A 17,577-nucleotide genomic window follows, 5' to 3' on the forward strand; every position below is an offset into this window, starting at 1 on the left:
CGTCGCACCACCGCCTCGTCCCCTTACGTTCATCCCGCTGCGAGCCGCCGGCCCGAAGGCGGCTCCCCAGACGGGAGACCGGGGGTGCACACATGCGCATGGGACTGCTCACCGAAGGTGGCCATCCGTATGTGAGCGGTGACGCCGGACTCTGGTGCGAACGGCTGGTGCGCGGACTGGAGCAGCACGAGTTCGACGTCTACGCGCTCGGCCACGGCCCGCGCCAGGAGGCCGGCAGCCACCGTGTCCCGCTGCCGCCGCAGGTCCGCCGGGTGCGTACGGCGCCGCTGTGGACGGCCGAGGGACCCGCGTACGGCCGACGGGCACGCCGACGCTTCGCCGAGTGCTACGAGGAACTGGCCGGGGCGGTGTGTGCGCGCGCCGGAGCTGTCGGGAGCGTGCCCGGGGCGGAGGCACCGGGCACGCCCGGGGGCCTGGCGGACCGTTTCGGCAGCGCCCTGTACGGACTCGCCGAACTCGCCCGCGACAAGGGCGGACTGGCCGGCGCCCTGCGCTCGGACATCGCCGTACGCGCCCTGGAACGAGCCTGCCACGCTCCCCGCGCGCTGTGCGCGGCGCACGAGGCGCGGGTGTCCGACCTGCTCACCATCGCCGCACACCTCGAACGCGCCCTGCGCCCCCTCTCGCTCGACTGGTACGACGACGACACCCTCGGCGCGGCCGACCTCTGCCACGCCACCACGGGCGGTCCGCCCGCCCTCTGCGGGCTGCTCGCCCGGCACTTCTGCGGTGTGCCGCTGCTCGTCACCGAGTACGCCGTGCACCTGCGCACGCACTACCTGACGTCCGGCCCGCACACCGCCGCCCCCGCCGTACGCGCCGTCCTCGCCGCCTTCCAGGGCCGGCTCACGGCCGAGGTCTACCGCGCGGCCGAGCTCCTCACCGCGGGCGACGCGCACGCGCGCCGCTGGCAGGAACGGTGCGGCGCCGACCGCGCCCGGATCCGCACGGTGTACCCCGGCACGGCGGCCGAACGGTTCGCGGAGGCGGCCGAGCCGGCGCTCCGGACCGACCCGGGCACGCTGGTCTGGGCCGGGCCGGTCGACCCCGCCAAGGACCTGGAGACCCTGCTGTACGCCTTCGCCGAGGTCCGCCGGGAGGAGCCCAAGGCACGCCTGCGCGTGCTGGGCACGCCGACCGGTCCCGAGGGCGCCGCCTGCCTCGGCCACTGCCGGACGCTGGCCGCGCGGCTCTTCCCGGACGCGGCGGAGGGTGACCATCCCGTCTCCTTCGAGGAGACCGGCCCGGCGAAGGAGACGGGGCCGGCCGACGCGTACGCCGCCTGCGCGGTAGCCGTCCACTCCGGCGGCGCGGAGGGCTTTCCGGCCGGCCTCGTCGAGGCCATGCTCTGTGGCCGGGCCACGGTGTCGACGGACGTGGGAGCGGTCGCGGAGGTCATCGGCGGCACGGGACTGGTCGTACCACCGCACGACCCCAGGGCGCTCGCGGAGGCGTGCGTGGCGTTGCTGCGCGACCCGGAGCGCCGTGCGCGCCTCGGCGCCGCCGCGCGCGCCCGGGCGCTGGAACTGTTCACGGTGGAGCGCAACACCATGGCTTTTCACGGCATCTACCTGGAGATCGCCTCACGCTGCCCGGTCCGCCGGGCCGCGCCGGACGAGCCCCGCCCCTTCGCGGCCCCCGCCGAGTCCCTCGTCCCCGGCCACTGGACCGGTCCTGAGGACCACGCCCAGCTCCGCGGTGTCCCCGCGTGGGCTGCGGACAGCACCCAGCCGTCGGCGGAGGAGGCACGATGAGAGACCCGGAGGGCCGGGGGTCCGGCTATGGAGCGGAGGGCCGGGGGCCCGGCTATGGGGCGGACTCGGGCTCGGGCCTGACCTCCGAGTCCACCGCCGAGCCCCAGGAGCGGCCCGGCGAGCCGAGCACGCCGGCCGCCGCGACGGCGGACGACCCGGGCGAGGGTGCTCTGGCGGGGAGAGACCCCGGGGGGAGAGGCCCGGCCTGGACGGATCCGGTCCGGAGTGGCCTGGTCCGGAGCGACCTGGCCTGGGCAGGCTCGGACGGGAGTGACCTGGTCCGGAGTGACCCGGCCTGGGCGGATCCGGTCGGTTCGGACCGCCCGGGGATGCCGAGTGGCGCGGACCCGTGGGACGCGCGGTCGGGGGAGTGGGTGCCGACGGGGCGACTGTCGGGAGGCGGGCGGTCACCGGGGGAGCGGCTGTCCGGGGGGCCGCTGTCCGCCGGTCCGCAGGGGTTCGGGTCCGCCTTCGGCCCGTCGGCCGGTCCGGCCGCGACGGGCCCTGGGAGCGGTCCCTCGCCCTCGGCGGGGCTTGGCGGGCAGTTGCGGGGCGGGGGCGTTCCGTACGGATCCGGAGACCCGGTGAAAGCGCTGCTGCACCGGCACCGGGAGCTGTGCGAGCGGGCCGTGGACCCGTTGGAGATCGCCGTGGGCCTGGAGGCGCAGGGCGTCACCGACCGGACCGCCGCCCGCTGCCGCCACCGTGACGTCTTCTCGCTCGCCGAGGAACTGCACGCGCGCGTGCCACGCGCCACCGAGCGGCCCTCCCCGGAATCCCAGCCCCTGCCGGTACCCCGCGTCCGTGCCCGCTGGCTCCTGCTCACCCTCCTGCCCGGAGCGCTCGGCGCGGGCACGGCGACCGGACTGCGCTTCACCCAGGGGACCCCCCGCCTGCTGGCGGCACTCGGCGGCCTCCTCGCCGTCGCCCTCGCCACCCGCGCGGCGCTGCGCCACAGCCCGCTCGCCGGCCCGCCCGCCACGCGCGCGTGGCACACCGCCCCCGGCACCGGCACCGGCGCCGACGTCGGCGAGGGGCGTACGGTGCCCGATGCACGCGGGGCGCGTACCGTGCCGCCCGATGCACGCGCCGGGCGCATCGCTCCCGGCACTCACGCGGGGCGCACAACCCTCGGCACGCGCGTCTGGACGCTCTGGCTCCTCGGGTACGCCCTCCTCGGCGACGGCCTCCTGCACGCCGTCCTGACGGGCGGCCCCGACGCCCCGCCCACCGGCTCCCCGGAAGGCCCCTGGCCCACGGCCACCGCGCCCGCCCTGGCCCTTCTGCTGGCCTGCGCCCCCGCGGCCTGGTGTGCCCACCTCCTGGCCGTCGGCGCCCATCGCGGGCTCACCGGCAGCCGGACCCTGAGGCAGTTCACGGCCGCCGTGACACCCCCGCTGCTCGGCGCGTACGCCCTCTTCCTGGCCGCCCTCGCCGCACTGCTCACGCTGTGCGGCACCGCCCTGCACCAGCCCGCGGCCTACCCGCAGGCCCTCACCCTGGGCGCCCTGCTGCTGTCCGCCCGCCTGCTCACCACGCACCGCCACCCGCGCGTGCCCGCCCGCGCGCTGGGGGCCGCCGTGCTCGCGGAGGCGCTGGCGCTGGCGTTGCCGACGGCCGGCCGACTGCCCGACTGCGCCTTCCTGGCGGTCCCGGTACAGACCCTCGTAGACGTCGGGGGCGAGGCCGCCGTACCGGTCCTCGCCTGCGGCACCGCGGCGCTGGCCCTGCTGTGGCACGCCGGCCGCACCCTCACCCGGGCCTCGGCCCACGCTCCCACGGGAGCACCCGAGTAAATCTCCCGCCCGCCGGCCCGACCCACTCGCCGCAGGCATGTCGCACCATCCCTCTGAAGGAGAACACCAGATGACCACCTCCCGACCCGGAGCGTCCGGAGCCACCGGAACCGCCGGAGCGTCCGGAGCAGCCGCACGAGCCGTCGACACGGCCGGTACCACCGGCGCGCACACCCCGGGAGCCGCCCGATGAGGGTCCTGTTGATCGGAGCCAACGGTTTCATCGGCCGCTTCGTCGCCGACCGCCTGCTCGCCGACCCGGCCGTCCAGCTCACCGCGCTCGGGCGCGGCGACGACGCCGACGTCCGCTTCGACCTCGCCACCGGCAGCCCGGGCGCACTCACCCGCTTCCTGGACGCGGTCCACCCCGGAGTCGTCATCAACTGCGCCGGCGCGACCCGCGGCGGCGCCCGCGAACTCACCCGGCACAACACCGTGGCCGTGGCCACCGTCTGCGAGGCGCTGCGCCGCAGCGGCTGCGGCGCCCGCCTGGTGCAGATCGGCTGCGGCTCCGAGTACGGCCCCAGCCAGCCCGGCTCCTCCACGCCCGAGGACGCCGTACCGCGCCCCGGCGGCCCCTACGGCGTCAGCAAGCTCGCCGCGACCGAACTGGTCCTCGGCTCCGGCCTGGACGCGGTCGTCCTGCGCGTCTTCTCGCCGGCCGGGCCCGGTACGCCGGCCGGCTCCCCGCTCGGCCGGCTCGCCGAGGCCATGCGCCGCGCCATGCAGTCCGGCGACGGCGAGCTCAAGCTCGGCGGCCTCGGCGTGCAGCGGGACTTCGTCGACGTACGCGATGTCGCCCGGGCCGTGCACGCCGCCTCGCTCTCCGCCGCGCAAGGCGTGATCAACATCGGCTCCGGCCGTGCCGTCCGCCTCCGGGACGCCGCCGCCGTGCTCGCGCGCGTGGCCGGATACGGCGGTGCCCTCCACGAACTGGACGCCCCGCCCGGGCCGCTGCGCTCCGCCCTCGGGCACCCCCGTGCCGACGCCGACCACACGCCCCCGGTGGCCTACCCCTACCCGGACGGCTGTGGCAGCTGGCAGCAGGCCGACGTACGCACCGCCCGCGACCGCCTCGGCTGGCGGCCCCGCATCAACCTCGAGGAGTCCCTGGCCGACATCTGGATGGAAGCGGCCTGCCGCATCTGAGCACGGCCGGCGCCCGGCCGGACCGGCCCCCGGGGGACGGTGCCCGGCTGCTGGGACGAATCCGTCTCGCGCCTCGGAACGGGTGTCTCGGAATGAAGAAGGGCGTGGCAGTGTTACGAGGAGAACAACTGTAGTGATTGACCGACCAACGGAGTCCCCGTGTCGCTGCCACCCCTGGTCGAGCCGGCTTCCGAGCTCACCGTAGACGAGGTTCGCAGGTACTCCCGCCACCTGATCATCCCCGATGTGGGCATGGACGGGCAGAAGCGGCTGAAGAACGCCAAGGTGCTCTGCGTGGGCGCCGGCGGCCTGGGCTCGCCGGCGCTGATGTACCTGGCCGCCGCGGGCGTGGGCACCCTCGGCATCGTGGAGTTCGACGAGGTCGACGAGTCGAACCTGCAGCGCCAGATCATCCACAGCCAGTCCGACATCGGCCGCTCCAAGGCCGAGTCGGCCCGTGACACCGTCAAGGGCATCAACCCGTACGTGAACGTGGTCCTTCACGAGGAGCGGCTCGAAGCCGACAACGTGATGGACATCTTCAGCCAGTACGACCTGATCATCGACGGCACCGACAACTTCGCGACCCGTTACCTGGTCAACGACGCGTGTGTGCTGCTGAACAAGCCGTACGTGTGGGGCTCGATCTACCGCTTCGACGGCCAGGCGTCCGTCTTCTGGTCCGAGCACGGTCCCTGCTACCGCTGCCTGTACCCGGAGCCGCCGCCCCCCGGCATGGTCCCCTCCTGCGCCGAGGGCGGCGTGCTGGGCGTGCTGTGCGCGTCCATCGGCTCCATCCAGGTCAACGAGGCGATCAAGCTCCTCGCCGGCATCGGTGACCCGCTGGTCGGCCGCCTGATGATCTACGACGCCCTGGAGATGCAGTACCGCCAGGTCAAGGTCCGCAAGGACCCGAACTGCGCGGTCTGCGGCGAGAACCCGACCGTCACCGAGCTGATCGACTACGAGGCCTTCTGCGGCGTCGTCTCCGAGGAGGCCCAGGCGGCGGCGATCGACTCCACGATCACTCCCAAGCAGCTCAAGGAGTGGATCGACGACGGCGAGAACATCCAGATCATCGACGTCCGCGAGCCGAACGAGTTCGAGATCGTCTCCATCCCGGGCGCCACGCTGATCCCGAAGAACGAGTTCCTCATGGGCACCGCCCTGGAGCGCCTCCCGCAGGACAAGAAGATCGTCTTGAACTGCAAGACGGGTGTCCGCAGTGCGGAAGTCCTCGCGGTCCTGAAGTCCGCGGGCTTCGCCGACGCGGTCCACGTCGGCGGCGGCGTCATCGGCTGGGTCAACCAGATCGAACCCCACAAGCCGGTCTACTGATCCCTGCTTCCGCTCAACAGCGACACTGACGAAGCCCCCGGCTCCGAGCTACTCGGGTCCGGGGGCTTCTGCCGTTGCCGGTCGGTGCGGGCCGACCCCGGAAGCCCCGGAGACACCCCGAGTTCAGGTGCGCTCATGACCGACACACGGGACCTCAACGGACCTTGACCGCGTACCCTTCGATGACGCGGGCCGCCTCCGCGAACGGCATGTTGAAGAACTCGCGATCCCTGCGGACACGGTAGTCGGCGAGGAGGGCGTGAACGTCCGCTTCTACACGGTCGGCGTGGGCGACCATCCAAGCGCCGCGGACGCCCCAGGGGATGATCACGCCGGTCGCGGAATTGATCTCTTTGGCTCGTGTCAGGGGATCGCGGTTGGTGTAACCGATCTTGAGCATCTCGGGGGCCTCGCGAGTGGAGAGTACGTAGACGAAGCCGTGGTCGCCGGGGAGAGTCGATGTACCGGCGATGAAGTCACGCAGTCGGTCAGGGAGCTCAATCCTTTGCAAGGCCGTTATAGCCTCTGCGGCCGCTTGCCAGTTCGCGTCCCGGAGGCACTGACGGAGGTGCCGGAGCGTGCCGGATGTCTGGCGTGCTTCCTTGAACGCGGGATAGCCCAGCTGGGCGCACACGGTGAACCAGTCCCACTGGTTCTTCTCGTACGTCCGCGTGAACAGGCCCTTGACCGTCGAAAGGTCGTCGAGCCGGCCGAGAGCCGCGTGGTGCCCTTGGGTGAGGGTGGCAAGGACCGTTCGAGCAGCCTCGACGCGCCCGCGCTGTACGTCCGGTTTGATCGGGGCCAGCCCGAATCCCCACTTCTGCTCTATCCGCTTGACCTGCCGGCCAGTCCGGCTGCGCGACTCCATGCGGGAATCCTAAGCACGGTGCGGATGTGTCATGAGCAGACCTTGTTGTTCTTCGGCACCGTTCCCTTCAGCAGGTAGGTGTTCACCGTCGTGTCGACGCAGTCACTGCCGCTGCCGTACGCTCCGTGGCCCTCGCCCTTCCAGGTGAGTTGGATGCCTACTCCGCGGCCCAGTTCGTCGGCCATTTTGCGGGTGCCCTCGTAGGGGGTGGCCGGGTCGCCGGTGTTGCCGATCAGCAGGACGGGGGCCGCGCCCGGGGCGGAGACCTCCGGGGTGTCGTACTGGCCCGGCACCGGCCAGTCGTGGCACCAGCCCGCCGTGTCCCAGCCGAGGTAGGCCCCGAACACCGGGGAGATCCGCTCGAACCGGGCCAGCCGGCGCTTCGTCTCGGCGGGTGTCGGCCGCTGCTTGTCGTCCAGGCATGAGATGACCCGCTGGGAGTGGGACGTGGTGCCGTACCGCCCGGAGGCGTCCCGCTCGTTGTACTCGTCGGCGAGCGCGAGCAGTGGTGAACCATCGCCCCGCCGCGCCGACTTGAGGGCGCTGGTCAGTCTGGGCCAGCTCGGCTCGCTGTACAGCGGGAGGATGATCCCGGTGGTCGCGAGGGTCTGGGTCAGTTTCCGTCCGGACGTGGCCGGCAGCGGCTCGGCGTCGAGCCGCCTCAGCAGGTCGGCTATCTCCCGCGAACCCCGTACCGGGTCCTGGCCGGTGGACTTCAGGTAGTCGTCCAGGGCCCGCTGGAAGCCACGGGCCTGGTTCTCGGCGTGGCCCACCATGTCCGCGGCCGGGTCGACCACCGCGTCCAGCACCAGCCGGCCCACCCGCCCGGGGAACAGGTGGGCGTAGACACCGCCGAGTTCGGTGCCGTAGGACATGCCGAAGTAGTGCAGTCTGCCGTCGCCGAGGACCTGGCGCATCAGGTCCATGTCGCGGGCCGTGTCGGTGGTGGACACATGGGCCAGCAGCGGGCCGGCGGCCTTCTGGCAGCCCTTGCCGAAGTCGGCGGCATCCCGGAAGTACGCCTGCTCCTCGGCCGGGGTGTCCGGCGTGGCGTCGACGGCCTCGGCGGCCTGTGTCGTCCGGTCGTCGCGGCAGCGCACGCCCGCGCTCGCGCCCACGCCACGCGGATCCCAGCTCACCAGGTCGTAGCGCTCGTGGAGCTCGGAGACGGCGGAGGCGAAGTACGGCATCGTCGTCACCCCCGAGCCGCCGGGGCCGCCGAAGTTGAACAGCAGCGAGCCGATGCGGTCGTCGCCGGTCGCCCGGGAGCGGATGAGGGCGACACCGATCGTCTTGCCGTCCGGGTCGGACCAGTCCAGCGGCACCCTGAGCGTCGCGCACCGCCAGGCGCCGCCCGGCGCGGGGGAGTTCCCGTTGGCCCGGCACCGCCGCCAGTCGAGCCGCTGGGAGGTGAGCGAGGCGGGAAGGGCCGTGGCGGACGGCGCGGCCGGGGAACCCGGCGCCGACGGGGCGGCGGATCCGGTCTCCTTGCCCTCGTCGCCCTTGTCGTCCCCGCCGGACGAGCCGCCGCAGCCGGCCAGCAGCAGTCCGGCCGCCACCGCGGCCGTCCACCGTGGAAATCGCGTCATGCGTACCCCCCGTAACAGGCCCGCCGCGTCGTGCCGCGCCGGGCGTCCAAGCCATGGTAGGCGTCTTCGACCCGGCTCGTGAGAGCCTGTGGATAACCCTCTGAGCTGCGGTTTCTTGCCGATTCGCGAGTGTGTCAGGAACAGACCAGGCCCGCTTTCGGCACCTTCCCGTCCAGCAGGTAGCCGTTCACCGCGCGCTGCACGCACTTGTTCTTGCTGTCGTAGGCCCCGTGTCCCTGACCCTTGTACGTCAGCTCGACGCCGACGCCCTTGCCGAGTGCGTTCACCATCTTCTTCGCGCCCTCGTACGGGGTGGCCGGGTCGCCGGTGTTGCCGACGACGAGGATGGGCGCCGACCCCCGCGCGCTCACGTCGGGATGGTCGGCGGCGCCGGGCACCGCCCAGTCCGTACAGCTGACCATGCCCCAGGCCAGGTAGTCACCGAACAGCGCGGACGCGGCACGGAACCGCGGGAGCCGCCGCTGGACGTAGTCCACGGTGTACCGCGCCTTGTCGTCGGAGCAGTTGATGGCGGCGTTCGCCGCGGTCAGATTGCTGTACTCCCCGTTCTCGCTGCGGCCGTTCATCGAGTCCGACAGCAGCATGAGGATCCTGCCGTCGCCGTCGTAGGCCTCCTCCAGCCCCTCGGTCAGGAACTCCCAGAAGTCCTTCGAATACAGGGACTGCGCGATGCCGCTGGTGGCGGCGGTCTGGGTCAGCTCGCGCGGGGAGATGCCGGGGATGGGCTTCTTCTCCAGGTCGGCGAGCAGTTTCGCGATGCGCTCCTTCACCTCCTGCGGGGTGTCGCCGATCGGGCATTCCGTGGTCTTGGAGGTGCAGTCCTTCGCGAAGTTGTCCAGCGCGAGCTGGAAGCCCTTCGCCTGGCCCAGCGCGCCCTGTTCGGCGTCCTGGGTGGGGTCCACGACGGCGTCGAAGACGGCGCGGCCGACGTTCTTGGGGAACAGGTGGGCGTAGACGCCGCCGAGTTCGGTGCCGTAGGAGATGCCGAAGTAGTGCAGCTTCCGGTCGCCGAGGACCTGGCGCATCAGGTCCATGTCGCGGGCCGCGTCGGTGGTGCGTACATGCGGCAGGATCTTGCCGGAGTTCTTCTCGCAGGCCGCGTTGAACTGCCGGGTGCGCCGCAGCAGCTCGGTGCGTTCGGCGCCGTCGTCCGGGGTGGCGTCCTGCTGGAAGAACTCGTCCAGCCGGGCGTCGCTCTCGCACTTCACCGGCGCGCTGCGGCCGACCCCGCGCGGGTCGAAGCTGACCAGGTCGTAGCGGGTGTTCAGGGTCGCGTAGTCCGGGCCGAACGCGGGCAGCGTGGTGACGCCGCTGCCGCCGGGGCCGCCGAAGTTGAACACCAGGGAGCCGATCCGGCGGTCCTCGGGGGCGTCGGCCCGGGCGCGGATCAGGGCGATGCCGATCGTCTTGCCCTTGGGCTCGGCCCAGTCCAGCGGCGCCTTCATGGTGGCGCACTCCCACTCGGTGCCGTTCGCCAGTGGCGAGGGGGCGCTGCCGCCGCCCTCCGCCTCGGACGGGGCCGGGCAGTCCTGCCAGTCCAGCCGCTGGTGGGTGAGGTCCCCGTCCTCGGAGTCGCCGCCGCAGCCGGTGAGCGCGGCGAAGAGCAGCACAGCGGAGGTGGTCAGCGCGGTGGCGCGCAGCCGGGAGGGGTTCGCCATGCTCCCCATCGTGAGCGTGCGCACGCCGGCTCGCGCGGGGCGCGGGCCGTCCGGGCTACATCACCGCGCGCTCAGAGCGCTCCCTTGCGGGTGAGATGGTTGAAGGCCAGCCAGCCCGGCAGCACCGGCAGCCACAGGGTCAGCAGCCGGAACAGCAGGACGGCCGGGGCGGCGACCTCCTTGGGCAGGCCCACGGCGATCAGACCGACCGTCAGGGTCGCCTCGACCGCGCCGACGCCACCGGGGGTGGGCGCCGCGGAACCGAGCGCGTTGCCGGCGAGGAAGACCACGGCGACGCTGGCGATGCTCAGCGACACCGAGCCGTCGCCGAAGGCCCGGATGGAGGCGTCCAGGCACATCACGAAGCAGGCGGTCAGCAGCAGCATGCCGCCGATGCCGGTGATGAGCTTCTGGGGCCGCTGGAGCACGTCGAGCATGCGCGGGACGACACCGGCGAACAGCGACCTCACGCGCGTGACGACGAATTTCCGCAGGAACGGCACCGACGTGACCACGAGGACCAGCACGGCCACGGTCAGCAGACCCGCGATGACCGTACGGGACGGCGACAGCGACGGCGTCTTCTCGGTACCGGTCAGATAGCCGAAGGACAGCAGCATCAGGATGTGGCAGCCGAGCCCGAACAGCTGCGAGGCACCGACACTCGCCACCGCGAGCCCAGGGCGCACGCCCGCGCGCTGGAGGAACCGCGTGTTGAGGGCCACCCCGCCGACCGCGGCCGGTGCCACGATCTTCACGAACGATCCGGCGACCTGCGCCGCCACGGTCCGCGGGAACGGCACCCGCTCCGGTACGAACCCCAGCAGCGCCATCGCCGCGGCGACGTAACTGAGCGCGGAGAACAGCACCGCGGCGGCCACCCAGCCCCACTGGGCCTGGGCGAACAGCGTGCCGAACTCGATGTGGGTCAGCTGCGTCAGCAGGTAGTACGCGCCGATCGCGCCGGCGATGAAGCTGATCAGCGTGCGCGGCCGGATCCGCTCCAGGCGGGCCGGTTCCACCGGTGCCTGCGGTCTGATCCGCAGCACCTGGTGCCGGATCTGGGTGAGCAGGTCCTCCTCGCGGGCTTCCTCCAGGGCCTCGTCGATGGCGCGCTTCTCCGCGCGCTGCTCGGCGCGTACGGCTTTCTTGTCGGGCTTTCCGGCGGCTGCCCCGGCGGTCCCGGGCGCCTCTTCCGGACGGGCCAGCTTGGCCTGGCGGGAGGCTTCGAGCACCGCCTCGCGCTCGCGCTGGGCCCGTTCCCGGGCCAGCCGGCGCAGCGTCGCGCGCGTGGAGCGCGTCAGCGCGATCGGCTGGAGCATCGGCAGGCAGTCGGCGACCGCGTCCGGCCCGAGCACGCCGACCGCCGAGGCCACGGCGCGCTCGGCGCCGACCCGCAGGCCGAGCGTGGTGACCAGCTGGGCGACGTCCATGCGGAGCAGCAGTTCCCCGGCCGCGATCTCGCCGCCGCGCAGATCGGTGAGGATCACCCTGCCGGAACGATCCACCAGAATCGCGTCACCGGCCAGCCTGCGGTGCGCGATGCGCCGGGACTGCAGCGCCCGCACCTGGTGCCAGGTGTTGCGCAGCAGCTCGTCGGTGATCTCGTCGTCGGCCAGCGTGTCCAGGGTGCGGCCCCCGGTGTGCTCGTAGACGAGCATCACCGCGTCGGGGCCGAGTTCGGAGGTGGCGATCAGCTTCGGCGCGTTGGCGCCGGCCGCGATCGCGGCGTACGCCAGCAGCGCCTCCTGCTCCAGCGCCTGGCGCAGCGACTGGAGGCTGGAGCGGGTCGCGAAGCCGCGCAGGGTCAGGTTGCGCCAGGCGCGGTAGAAGAATCCCTGTGCCTGCTGTTCCCGGTCGACGACCGTGACGTCCAGCGGCGGGCCGTCCTCCAGGGTGACGAAATAGCGCCGGCCCCGGTCGCCGCTCTCGGACTCCGAGGTGTCCTCCCGGGAGGCGCTGACGGGGTGGAAGCCGACGTGCCTGAGGCCCGCCATCAGGGTCTGGCCGGTGGGGCGGACGTTGGGGGAGCCGACCGCGTAGAGCGTGCCGTAGGCGACGGACCAGCCGATCAGCACGGTGAGGATGATCGAGAAGGGGGTCGTGTAGCCCGTGACCAGCATCGAGAACGCGTCGAGCAGCAGCACGATCCACAGCACCGCGCGCCATCTGGGCCTGCGGGACATGCCGACGGCCGACATATAGGCGATCACGGGCGCCAGATAGCCGTGCACCGGGTCGGTCAGGGCGTGGATGTCGCCCGGCGAGGGCTGGGTGAGCGCCTCCTGGATCGAGTCCGGGGCGGCCCGGGCGACCCACAGATCGGTGGCGAGTGTCACTCCGTGGGCCAGGACGGCGGCCAGGACGCCGTCGGCGATGCGCAGCCCGTCCCGTTTGATCAGCCGTTCGATGGCGAAGGCGACGGGTACCAGCAGGATCGCGATGCTGGACGCCAGCCCCGCGATCTTGATCAGCAGGTCCGGGGCCTGCCCGGTGCCCTTGTTGATGTCCTGTTCGAAGCCCGAGGTGGTGCCGTGCGCGAACGCGGCGATCGCGAGGAGCACCACGATGGCCAGGACGCCCACCAGGAGCCGCATGAGGTCGGAGGGGCGGTGCACGCGCGCGGGGAGCAGCGGTTCGTCGACCGCCACCCGCTCGGCGTGCGGGTCGTCGTCATCGCGGGTGCTGTCGTCATCGTCGGCCTGGGGCGGGCGCTCGTCCTCATGCCCGCCGTCGTTCTCGGGCGGAGGTGTGTCCTTGGCCGCGCTGTCGTCCTCACGCGCGCCGTCGTCCCCGGACGGACCGGTGTTCTCGGCCGCGCTGTCGCCCTCACGTGCGGCGTCGTTCTCGGGCGGACCGGTGTCCTCGCGCCGCGCGCCGGCGCCGGTCTCGCCCGTGCGGGAGGCGTCCGGGTGCGCGGAGGCGTCAGGGGTCCCCGCCGCTCTGTCGGGGTGCGCGCCCTGCTCGTTCATGGTCTCTTCTTGGTCTCGTATCACCAGTCACCGCCCGCACGATGGTGGCATGCCCCACCGACACACCGGGGCATCAGGGTGCGGATGCGCGGGCGCACAGTCTGCCCGAAGCGCCGCCCCGGGGCGAGGGCGCCGTTCGCTCCGCACCCCGCCGGGACGCCGGAGCGGTGCGGCAGGATGGGGTGGATGAGCGAGCAGAGCCCTCCCGAAGAGGCCCGCGCCGGGCACCCGGACGCGCTGCCGGAGTACGCCGAGCGGGTCCTGGAGGTCGCCGAGCGGATCCCGCCGGGCCGCGTCATGACCTACGGCGACGTCGCCGAGTGGCTGGAGGAGGGCGGCCCACGCCAGGTCGGCCGGGTGATGGCCCTCTACGGGGGCGCCGTTCCGTGGTGGCGGGTCGTACGCGCCGACGGCGTGCTGCTGCCCGGACACGAGCTGCGCGCGCTGGCGCACTACCGCGCGGAAGGCACCCCGCTGAAGCAGGCGGGCAGGACCACACAGGGTCATCTGCCGCGGCTCGACATGCGACGGGCCCGCTGGGACGGCGGTGCGGACGCGGAGGGTCACACCTGACAGCTTCCGCCATCGGATGCCGCCAGGGCAGACCCGTGGCCCGTTCGGGTGACATCGGGGACGTCCGTGGCATGCCGTACGTTCGTGAGGGGTGGGATACGCGTGGCCCGAGCCTCCTGCGGGACGACCCGAGCGTCCGGCGGGACGACTCGAGCACCCGGCCGGATGCCCCGAGCGCCCTACGGGACGGATCGGAAGCTCTGCTTCCGCCCGGAGCGGCGGCGTAGCGTCGGCGGCACGTGTCCCCCTCACCCCGCGGTCACCGCCTCGCGCGCGTGACCGCCCGCCCGCCAGCACAACCACCAGGACCGGCCGATCACGTGAGCTCCTCTTCGTCCACCAGGCGCCTGTCGCACCCCTCGGCGCGACAGGGGAGGCGTGGCGCCTACCGACTGGTCCGTACCCCGCCGCCCGTCGCGGATCCCCCTCGTCTGGACGCGGCGCAGCGCGCCGTGGTTGACCACCGCGGCGGCCCGCTGCTCGTCCTGGCCGGCCCCGGCACCGGCAAGACCACCACCCTCGTGGAGTCCGTGGCCGCCCGGATCGCCCGGGGCGGCGACCCCGCGCGGATCCTGGTGCTCACGTTCAGCCGCAAGGCGGCCGTCGACCTGCGCGACCGCATGGCCCTGCGCATGGGCGCCGCCCGCGCGCCCAGGGCGACCACGTTCCACTCCTACTGCTACGCCCTGGTCCGCGCCCACCAGGACAGCGACCGGTTCACCACGCCGCTGCGGCTGCTGTCCGGCCCCGAGCAGGACGTCACCGTCCGCGAGCTGCTCGCCGGCCAGCCGGAGCTGGAACGGCTCGGCCTGACCCATGTGCGCTGGCCGGACGAACTGCGCGCCTGCCTGACCACCCGGGGCTTCGCCGACGAGGTCCGCGCCGTCCTCGCCCGCACCCGCGAGCTGGGTCTCGGCCCGCAGGCCCTGGACGCCTTCGCGGGCCGCATCGGCCGCCCCGACTGGCGGGCCGCCGCCGCGTTCCTCGCCGAGTACCTCGACACCCTCGACCTCCAGGGCGTGATCGACTACGCGGAACTGGTCCACCGCGCGGTCCTGCTCGCCCGGCACCCGGAGACCGCCGCCCGGCTCGCGGCCCAGTACGACGCCGTGTACGTCGACGAGTACCAGGACACCGACCCCGCCCAGGTCCGGCTCCTGCACGCCCTGGCCGGCCAGGGGCGCACCCTGGTCGCGTTCGGCGACCCCGACCAGTCGATCTACGCCTTCCGGGGCGCCGACGTGAACGGCATCCTCGATTTCCCGGCCGCCTTCCCGCGCGCGGACGGCCGTCCCGCCTCCGTCGAGGTACTGCGCACCGCCCGCCGCTCCGGTGCCGCCCTGCTGGCCGCGACCCGCCTGATCACCCGGCGCATGCCGCTGACCCGGCTGCCCGCGGACAAGGTCCGCGCCCACCGTGACCCGGCCCCCGTACGGGAGGGTGGCCGGGTCGAGGTCCACACGTACCCGACGGCCGGCGCCGAACTGGACAACATCGCCGACATCCTGCGCCGCGCGCATCTGGAGGACGGCGTCCCCTGGAGCGACATGGCCGTCCTGGTGCGTGCCGGTTCCCGCACCCTGCCGAGCCTCCGCCGCGCCCTCACCGCGGCCGGTGTCCCCGTGGACATCGACGGTGACGATCTGCCGCTGCGGCACGAGCCGGCGGTGGCACCGCTGCTCGCGGCCCTGCGCGCGGTCGCCACGGCGGAGGCGCGGCAGCGGACGGAGCGGCCGGCCGGTGGCTCGGAGACGGGCGGGCGCACCGGGGCGGACGAGGGTACGGACGAGAGCGCGTCATCCGGCCAGGGAACCGCGCGTACGGACGAGAGCGCGTCATCCGCCCGGCAAACCACGCGTACGGCGGAGAGCGCGTCGTCCACCGAGGAGGCCGGACGCACCGGCGAGCAGAGCACCGACGCCGCCGTACCGGCCCCGGACACCCCCTGGCTCGACACCGAGACCGCCCTCACCCTGCTCACCTCCCCGCTCGGCGGCATGGACGCGGCCGATCTGCGCCGCCTCGGCCGGGCCCTGCGCGAGGAGGAGCGCGCCGCCGGGAACCCGCTGCCGCCGCCCTCCGACGAGCTGCTCACGCGGGCGCTCGCCGAGCCAGAGCGCCTGACCGTGCACGACCCGGCGTACGCGCGCGGGGCGCAGCGCCTCGGCGCGCTGCTGCGCAAGGCCCGGGAGCGCCTCGCGGGCGGCGGCACCGCCGAGGAGGCGCTGTGGGACCTGTGGGAGGGCACACCGTGGCCCGGGCGCCTGGAACGGGCCGCCCGGCGTGGCGGCGCGGCCGGCCGGAACGCCGACCGGGACCTGGACGCCGTGTGCGCGCTGTTCGCCACCGCCGCGCGCGCGGAGGAGCGCACCGGCGGCCGGGGCGCCCTGAACTTCCTGGCGGAGATCGAGGCCGAGGACATCGCCGCCGACACGCTCACGCGCCGCGCGCTACGCCCCGACGCGGTCCGTGTGATGACCGCGCACCGCTCCAAGGGCCTGGAGTGGCGGCTGGTCGTCGTCGCCGGCGTCCAGGAGGGCCTGTGGCCCGACCTGCGGCGTCGCGGCTCGCTGCTGGAAGCCGACCGCATCGGCCGCGACGGCCTCGCCGAGCCGCTGCCCCCGGGCGCGCTGCTCGCCGAGGAACGCCGGTTGTTCTACGTCGCCGCCACGCGCGCGCGTGACCGACTCGTCGTCACCGCCGTGAAGGCCCCGGCCGACGACGGCGACCAGCCGTCCCGGTTCCTGACCGAGCTGGGCGTCGAGCCCAAGGACGTCACCGCGCGCCCCCGCCGCCCGCTGTCCGTCGCAGCGCTCGTCGCCGAGCTGCGCGCCACCACGGTCGACCCGCGCGTGTCCGCCGCGCTGCGCGAGGCCGCCGCCCGCCGCCTGGCCCGGCTCGCCGCGCTCGCCGACGAGGACGGCCGCCCGCTGGTGCCGTCCGCGCACCCCTACCGCTGGTGGGGCATGTACGAGCCGACCGAGAGCAAGGTGCCGCTGCGCCACCGGGACCAGCCCGTGGTGCTCTCCGGCAGCGCCCTCGACCAGCTCGCCAACACCTGCGCGCTCCAGTGGTTCCTGGGCCGCGAGGTGAAGGCCGACGCGCCCGCCACCACCGCGCAGGGCTTCGGCAACGTCATGCACGTCCTCGCCGACGAGGTCGCCTCCGGCCGTACCCCCGCCGACCTCGACGTCCTCATGGAGCGCCTGGACTCGGTGTGGAACGCGCTCGCCTTCGACGCGCCCTGGAAATCGCGGCAGGAGAAGGAGAACGCGCGCGTGGCGCTCGAACGCTTCCTGAACTGGCATGTGCTGGACCGGGCCGGCCGTACCCCGGTGGCCAGCGAGCAGGACTTCGACGTCACCCTCGAAGCGGGCGACTACCAGGTCCGCATCCGCGGCCAGATGGACCGCGTGGAGAAGGACGCCGCGGGCCGGGCCTACGTCGTCGACTTCAAGACCGGCAAGCAGGCGCCCACCGCGCGTGAGGTGGAGCGCCACCCCCAGCTCGCCGTCTACCAGCTCGCCATCCGGGAAGGCGCCGTCGACACCGCCTTCGACGGCGCCCGCCCCGAACCGGGCGGTGCCGAACTGGTCCACCTCCGCCAGGGCGCCGCCAAGCGCGACGGGGGCGACAGCCTGCCCAAGGTCCAGACGCAGGAGCCGACGGCGCAGGAGTGGGTCGGCGAGCTGCTGGCCACGGCCGCCGGCAAGGTCCTCGACGAGCGGTTCACACCCAGCGCCGGCCAGCACTGCGCACACTGCGCCTTCCGCGCCTCGTGCAGCGCGCGTCCGGAGGGCCGGCACGTCGTGGAGTGATCCCCCGCGGCAGGCGTGAC

At 73.6% G+C, this 17,577-nt stretch carries 10 protein-coding genes; 6 read left to right on the forward strand and 4 right to left on the reverse strand.

Going from position 1 to position 17,577, the window contains the following annotated elements:
* The first annotated feature begins 92 nt into the window (after window positions 1–92).
* The 4 genes from IE251_RS02565 (at window position 93) to moeZ (ending at window position 6,058) form a co-directional block, all read left to right on the forward strand.
* On the forward strand, window positions 93–1,775 hold the full coding sequence (locus IE251_RS02565; RefSeq protein WP_189751233.1) for a DUF3492 domain-containing protein: 1,683 nt from the start codon (window positions 93–95) through the stop codon (window positions 1,773–1,775).
* A 584-nt stretch (window positions 1,776–2,359) separates the two neighbouring features.
* A complete protein-coding gene (locus IE251_RS02570) occupies window positions 2,360–3,571 on the forward strand; it encodes a hypothetical protein (protein WP_189751234.1) in 1,212 nt (403 codons plus the stop codon).
* A 189-nt stretch (window positions 3,572–3,760) separates the two neighbouring features.
* Complete coding sequence (locus IE251_RS02575; RefSeq protein ID WP_189751235.1) at window positions 3,761–4,720, forward strand: NAD-dependent epimerase/dehydratase family protein; 960 nt, start codon at window positions 3,761–3,763, stop codon at window positions 4,718–4,720.
* Between the two features lie 159 nt (window positions 4,721–4,879).
* A complete protein-coding gene (gene moeZ, locus IE251_RS02580; RefSeq protein ID WP_189751236.1) occupies window positions 4,880–6,058 on the forward strand; it encodes an adenylyltransferase/sulfurtransferase MoeZ in 1,179 nt (392 codons plus the stop codon).
* A gap of 154 nt (window positions 6,059–6,212) precedes the next feature.
* On the opposite strand, the gene IE251_RS02585 is transcribed toward moeZ, so the two are convergent.
* The 4 genes from IE251_RS02585 to IE251_RS02600 form a co-directional block, all read right to left on the reverse strand.
* Window positions 6,213–6,926 carry a GIY-YIG nuclease family protein gene (locus IE251_RS02585; protein ID WP_189751237.1) on the reverse strand — a complete coding sequence of 238 codons (714 nt, stop codon included), beginning with the start codon at window positions 6,924–6,926 and terminating at the stop codon, window positions 6,213–6,215.
* Window positions 6,927–6,955: 29 nt separating this feature from the next.
* Window positions 6,956–8,515: an alpha/beta hydrolase gene (locus IE251_RS02590; RefSeq protein WP_189751238.1), complete on the reverse strand. Its 1,560-nt coding sequence runs from the start codon at window positions 8,513–8,515 to the stop codon at window positions 6,956–6,958.
* Window positions 8,516–8,649: 134 nt separating this feature from the next.
* The gene (locus tag IE251_RS02595) at window positions 8,650–10,194 is read right to left on the reverse strand and encodes an alpha/beta hydrolase (RefSeq protein ID WP_189751239.1); all 1,545 of its coding nucleotides are present in this window, start codon (window positions 10,192–10,194) and stop codon (window positions 8,650–8,652) included.
* Between the two features lie 71 nt (window positions 10,195–10,265).
* A complete protein-coding gene (locus IE251_RS02600) occupies window positions 10,266–13,166 on the reverse strand; it encodes a lysylphosphatidylglycerol synthase domain-containing protein (protein WP_189751240.1) in 2,901 nt (966 codons plus the stop codon).
* A 186-nt stretch (window positions 13,167–13,352) separates the two neighbouring features.
* On the opposite strand from IE251_RS02600, the gene IE251_RS02605 reads away from it, so the two are divergent.
* Entirely contained in the window at window positions 13,353–13,739 is a 387-nt protein-coding gene (locus IE251_RS02605) for an MGMT family protein (protein WP_189751241.1), read from the forward strand.
* A gap of 320 nt (window positions 13,740–14,059) precedes the next feature.
* On the forward strand, window positions 14,060–17,557 hold the full coding sequence (locus IE251_RS02610; RefSeq protein WP_189751242.1) for an ATP-dependent helicase: 3,498 nt from the start codon (window positions 14,060–14,062) through the stop codon (window positions 17,555–17,557).
* Window positions 17,558–17,577 lie beyond the last annotated feature (20 nt).

Source organism: Streptomyces eurythermus (genome assembly GCF_014649115.1).
In the GTDB taxonomy this organism is placed as follows: Bacteria; Actinomycetota; Actinomycetes; order Streptomycetales; family Streptomycetaceae; genus Streptomyces; species Streptomyces eurythermus.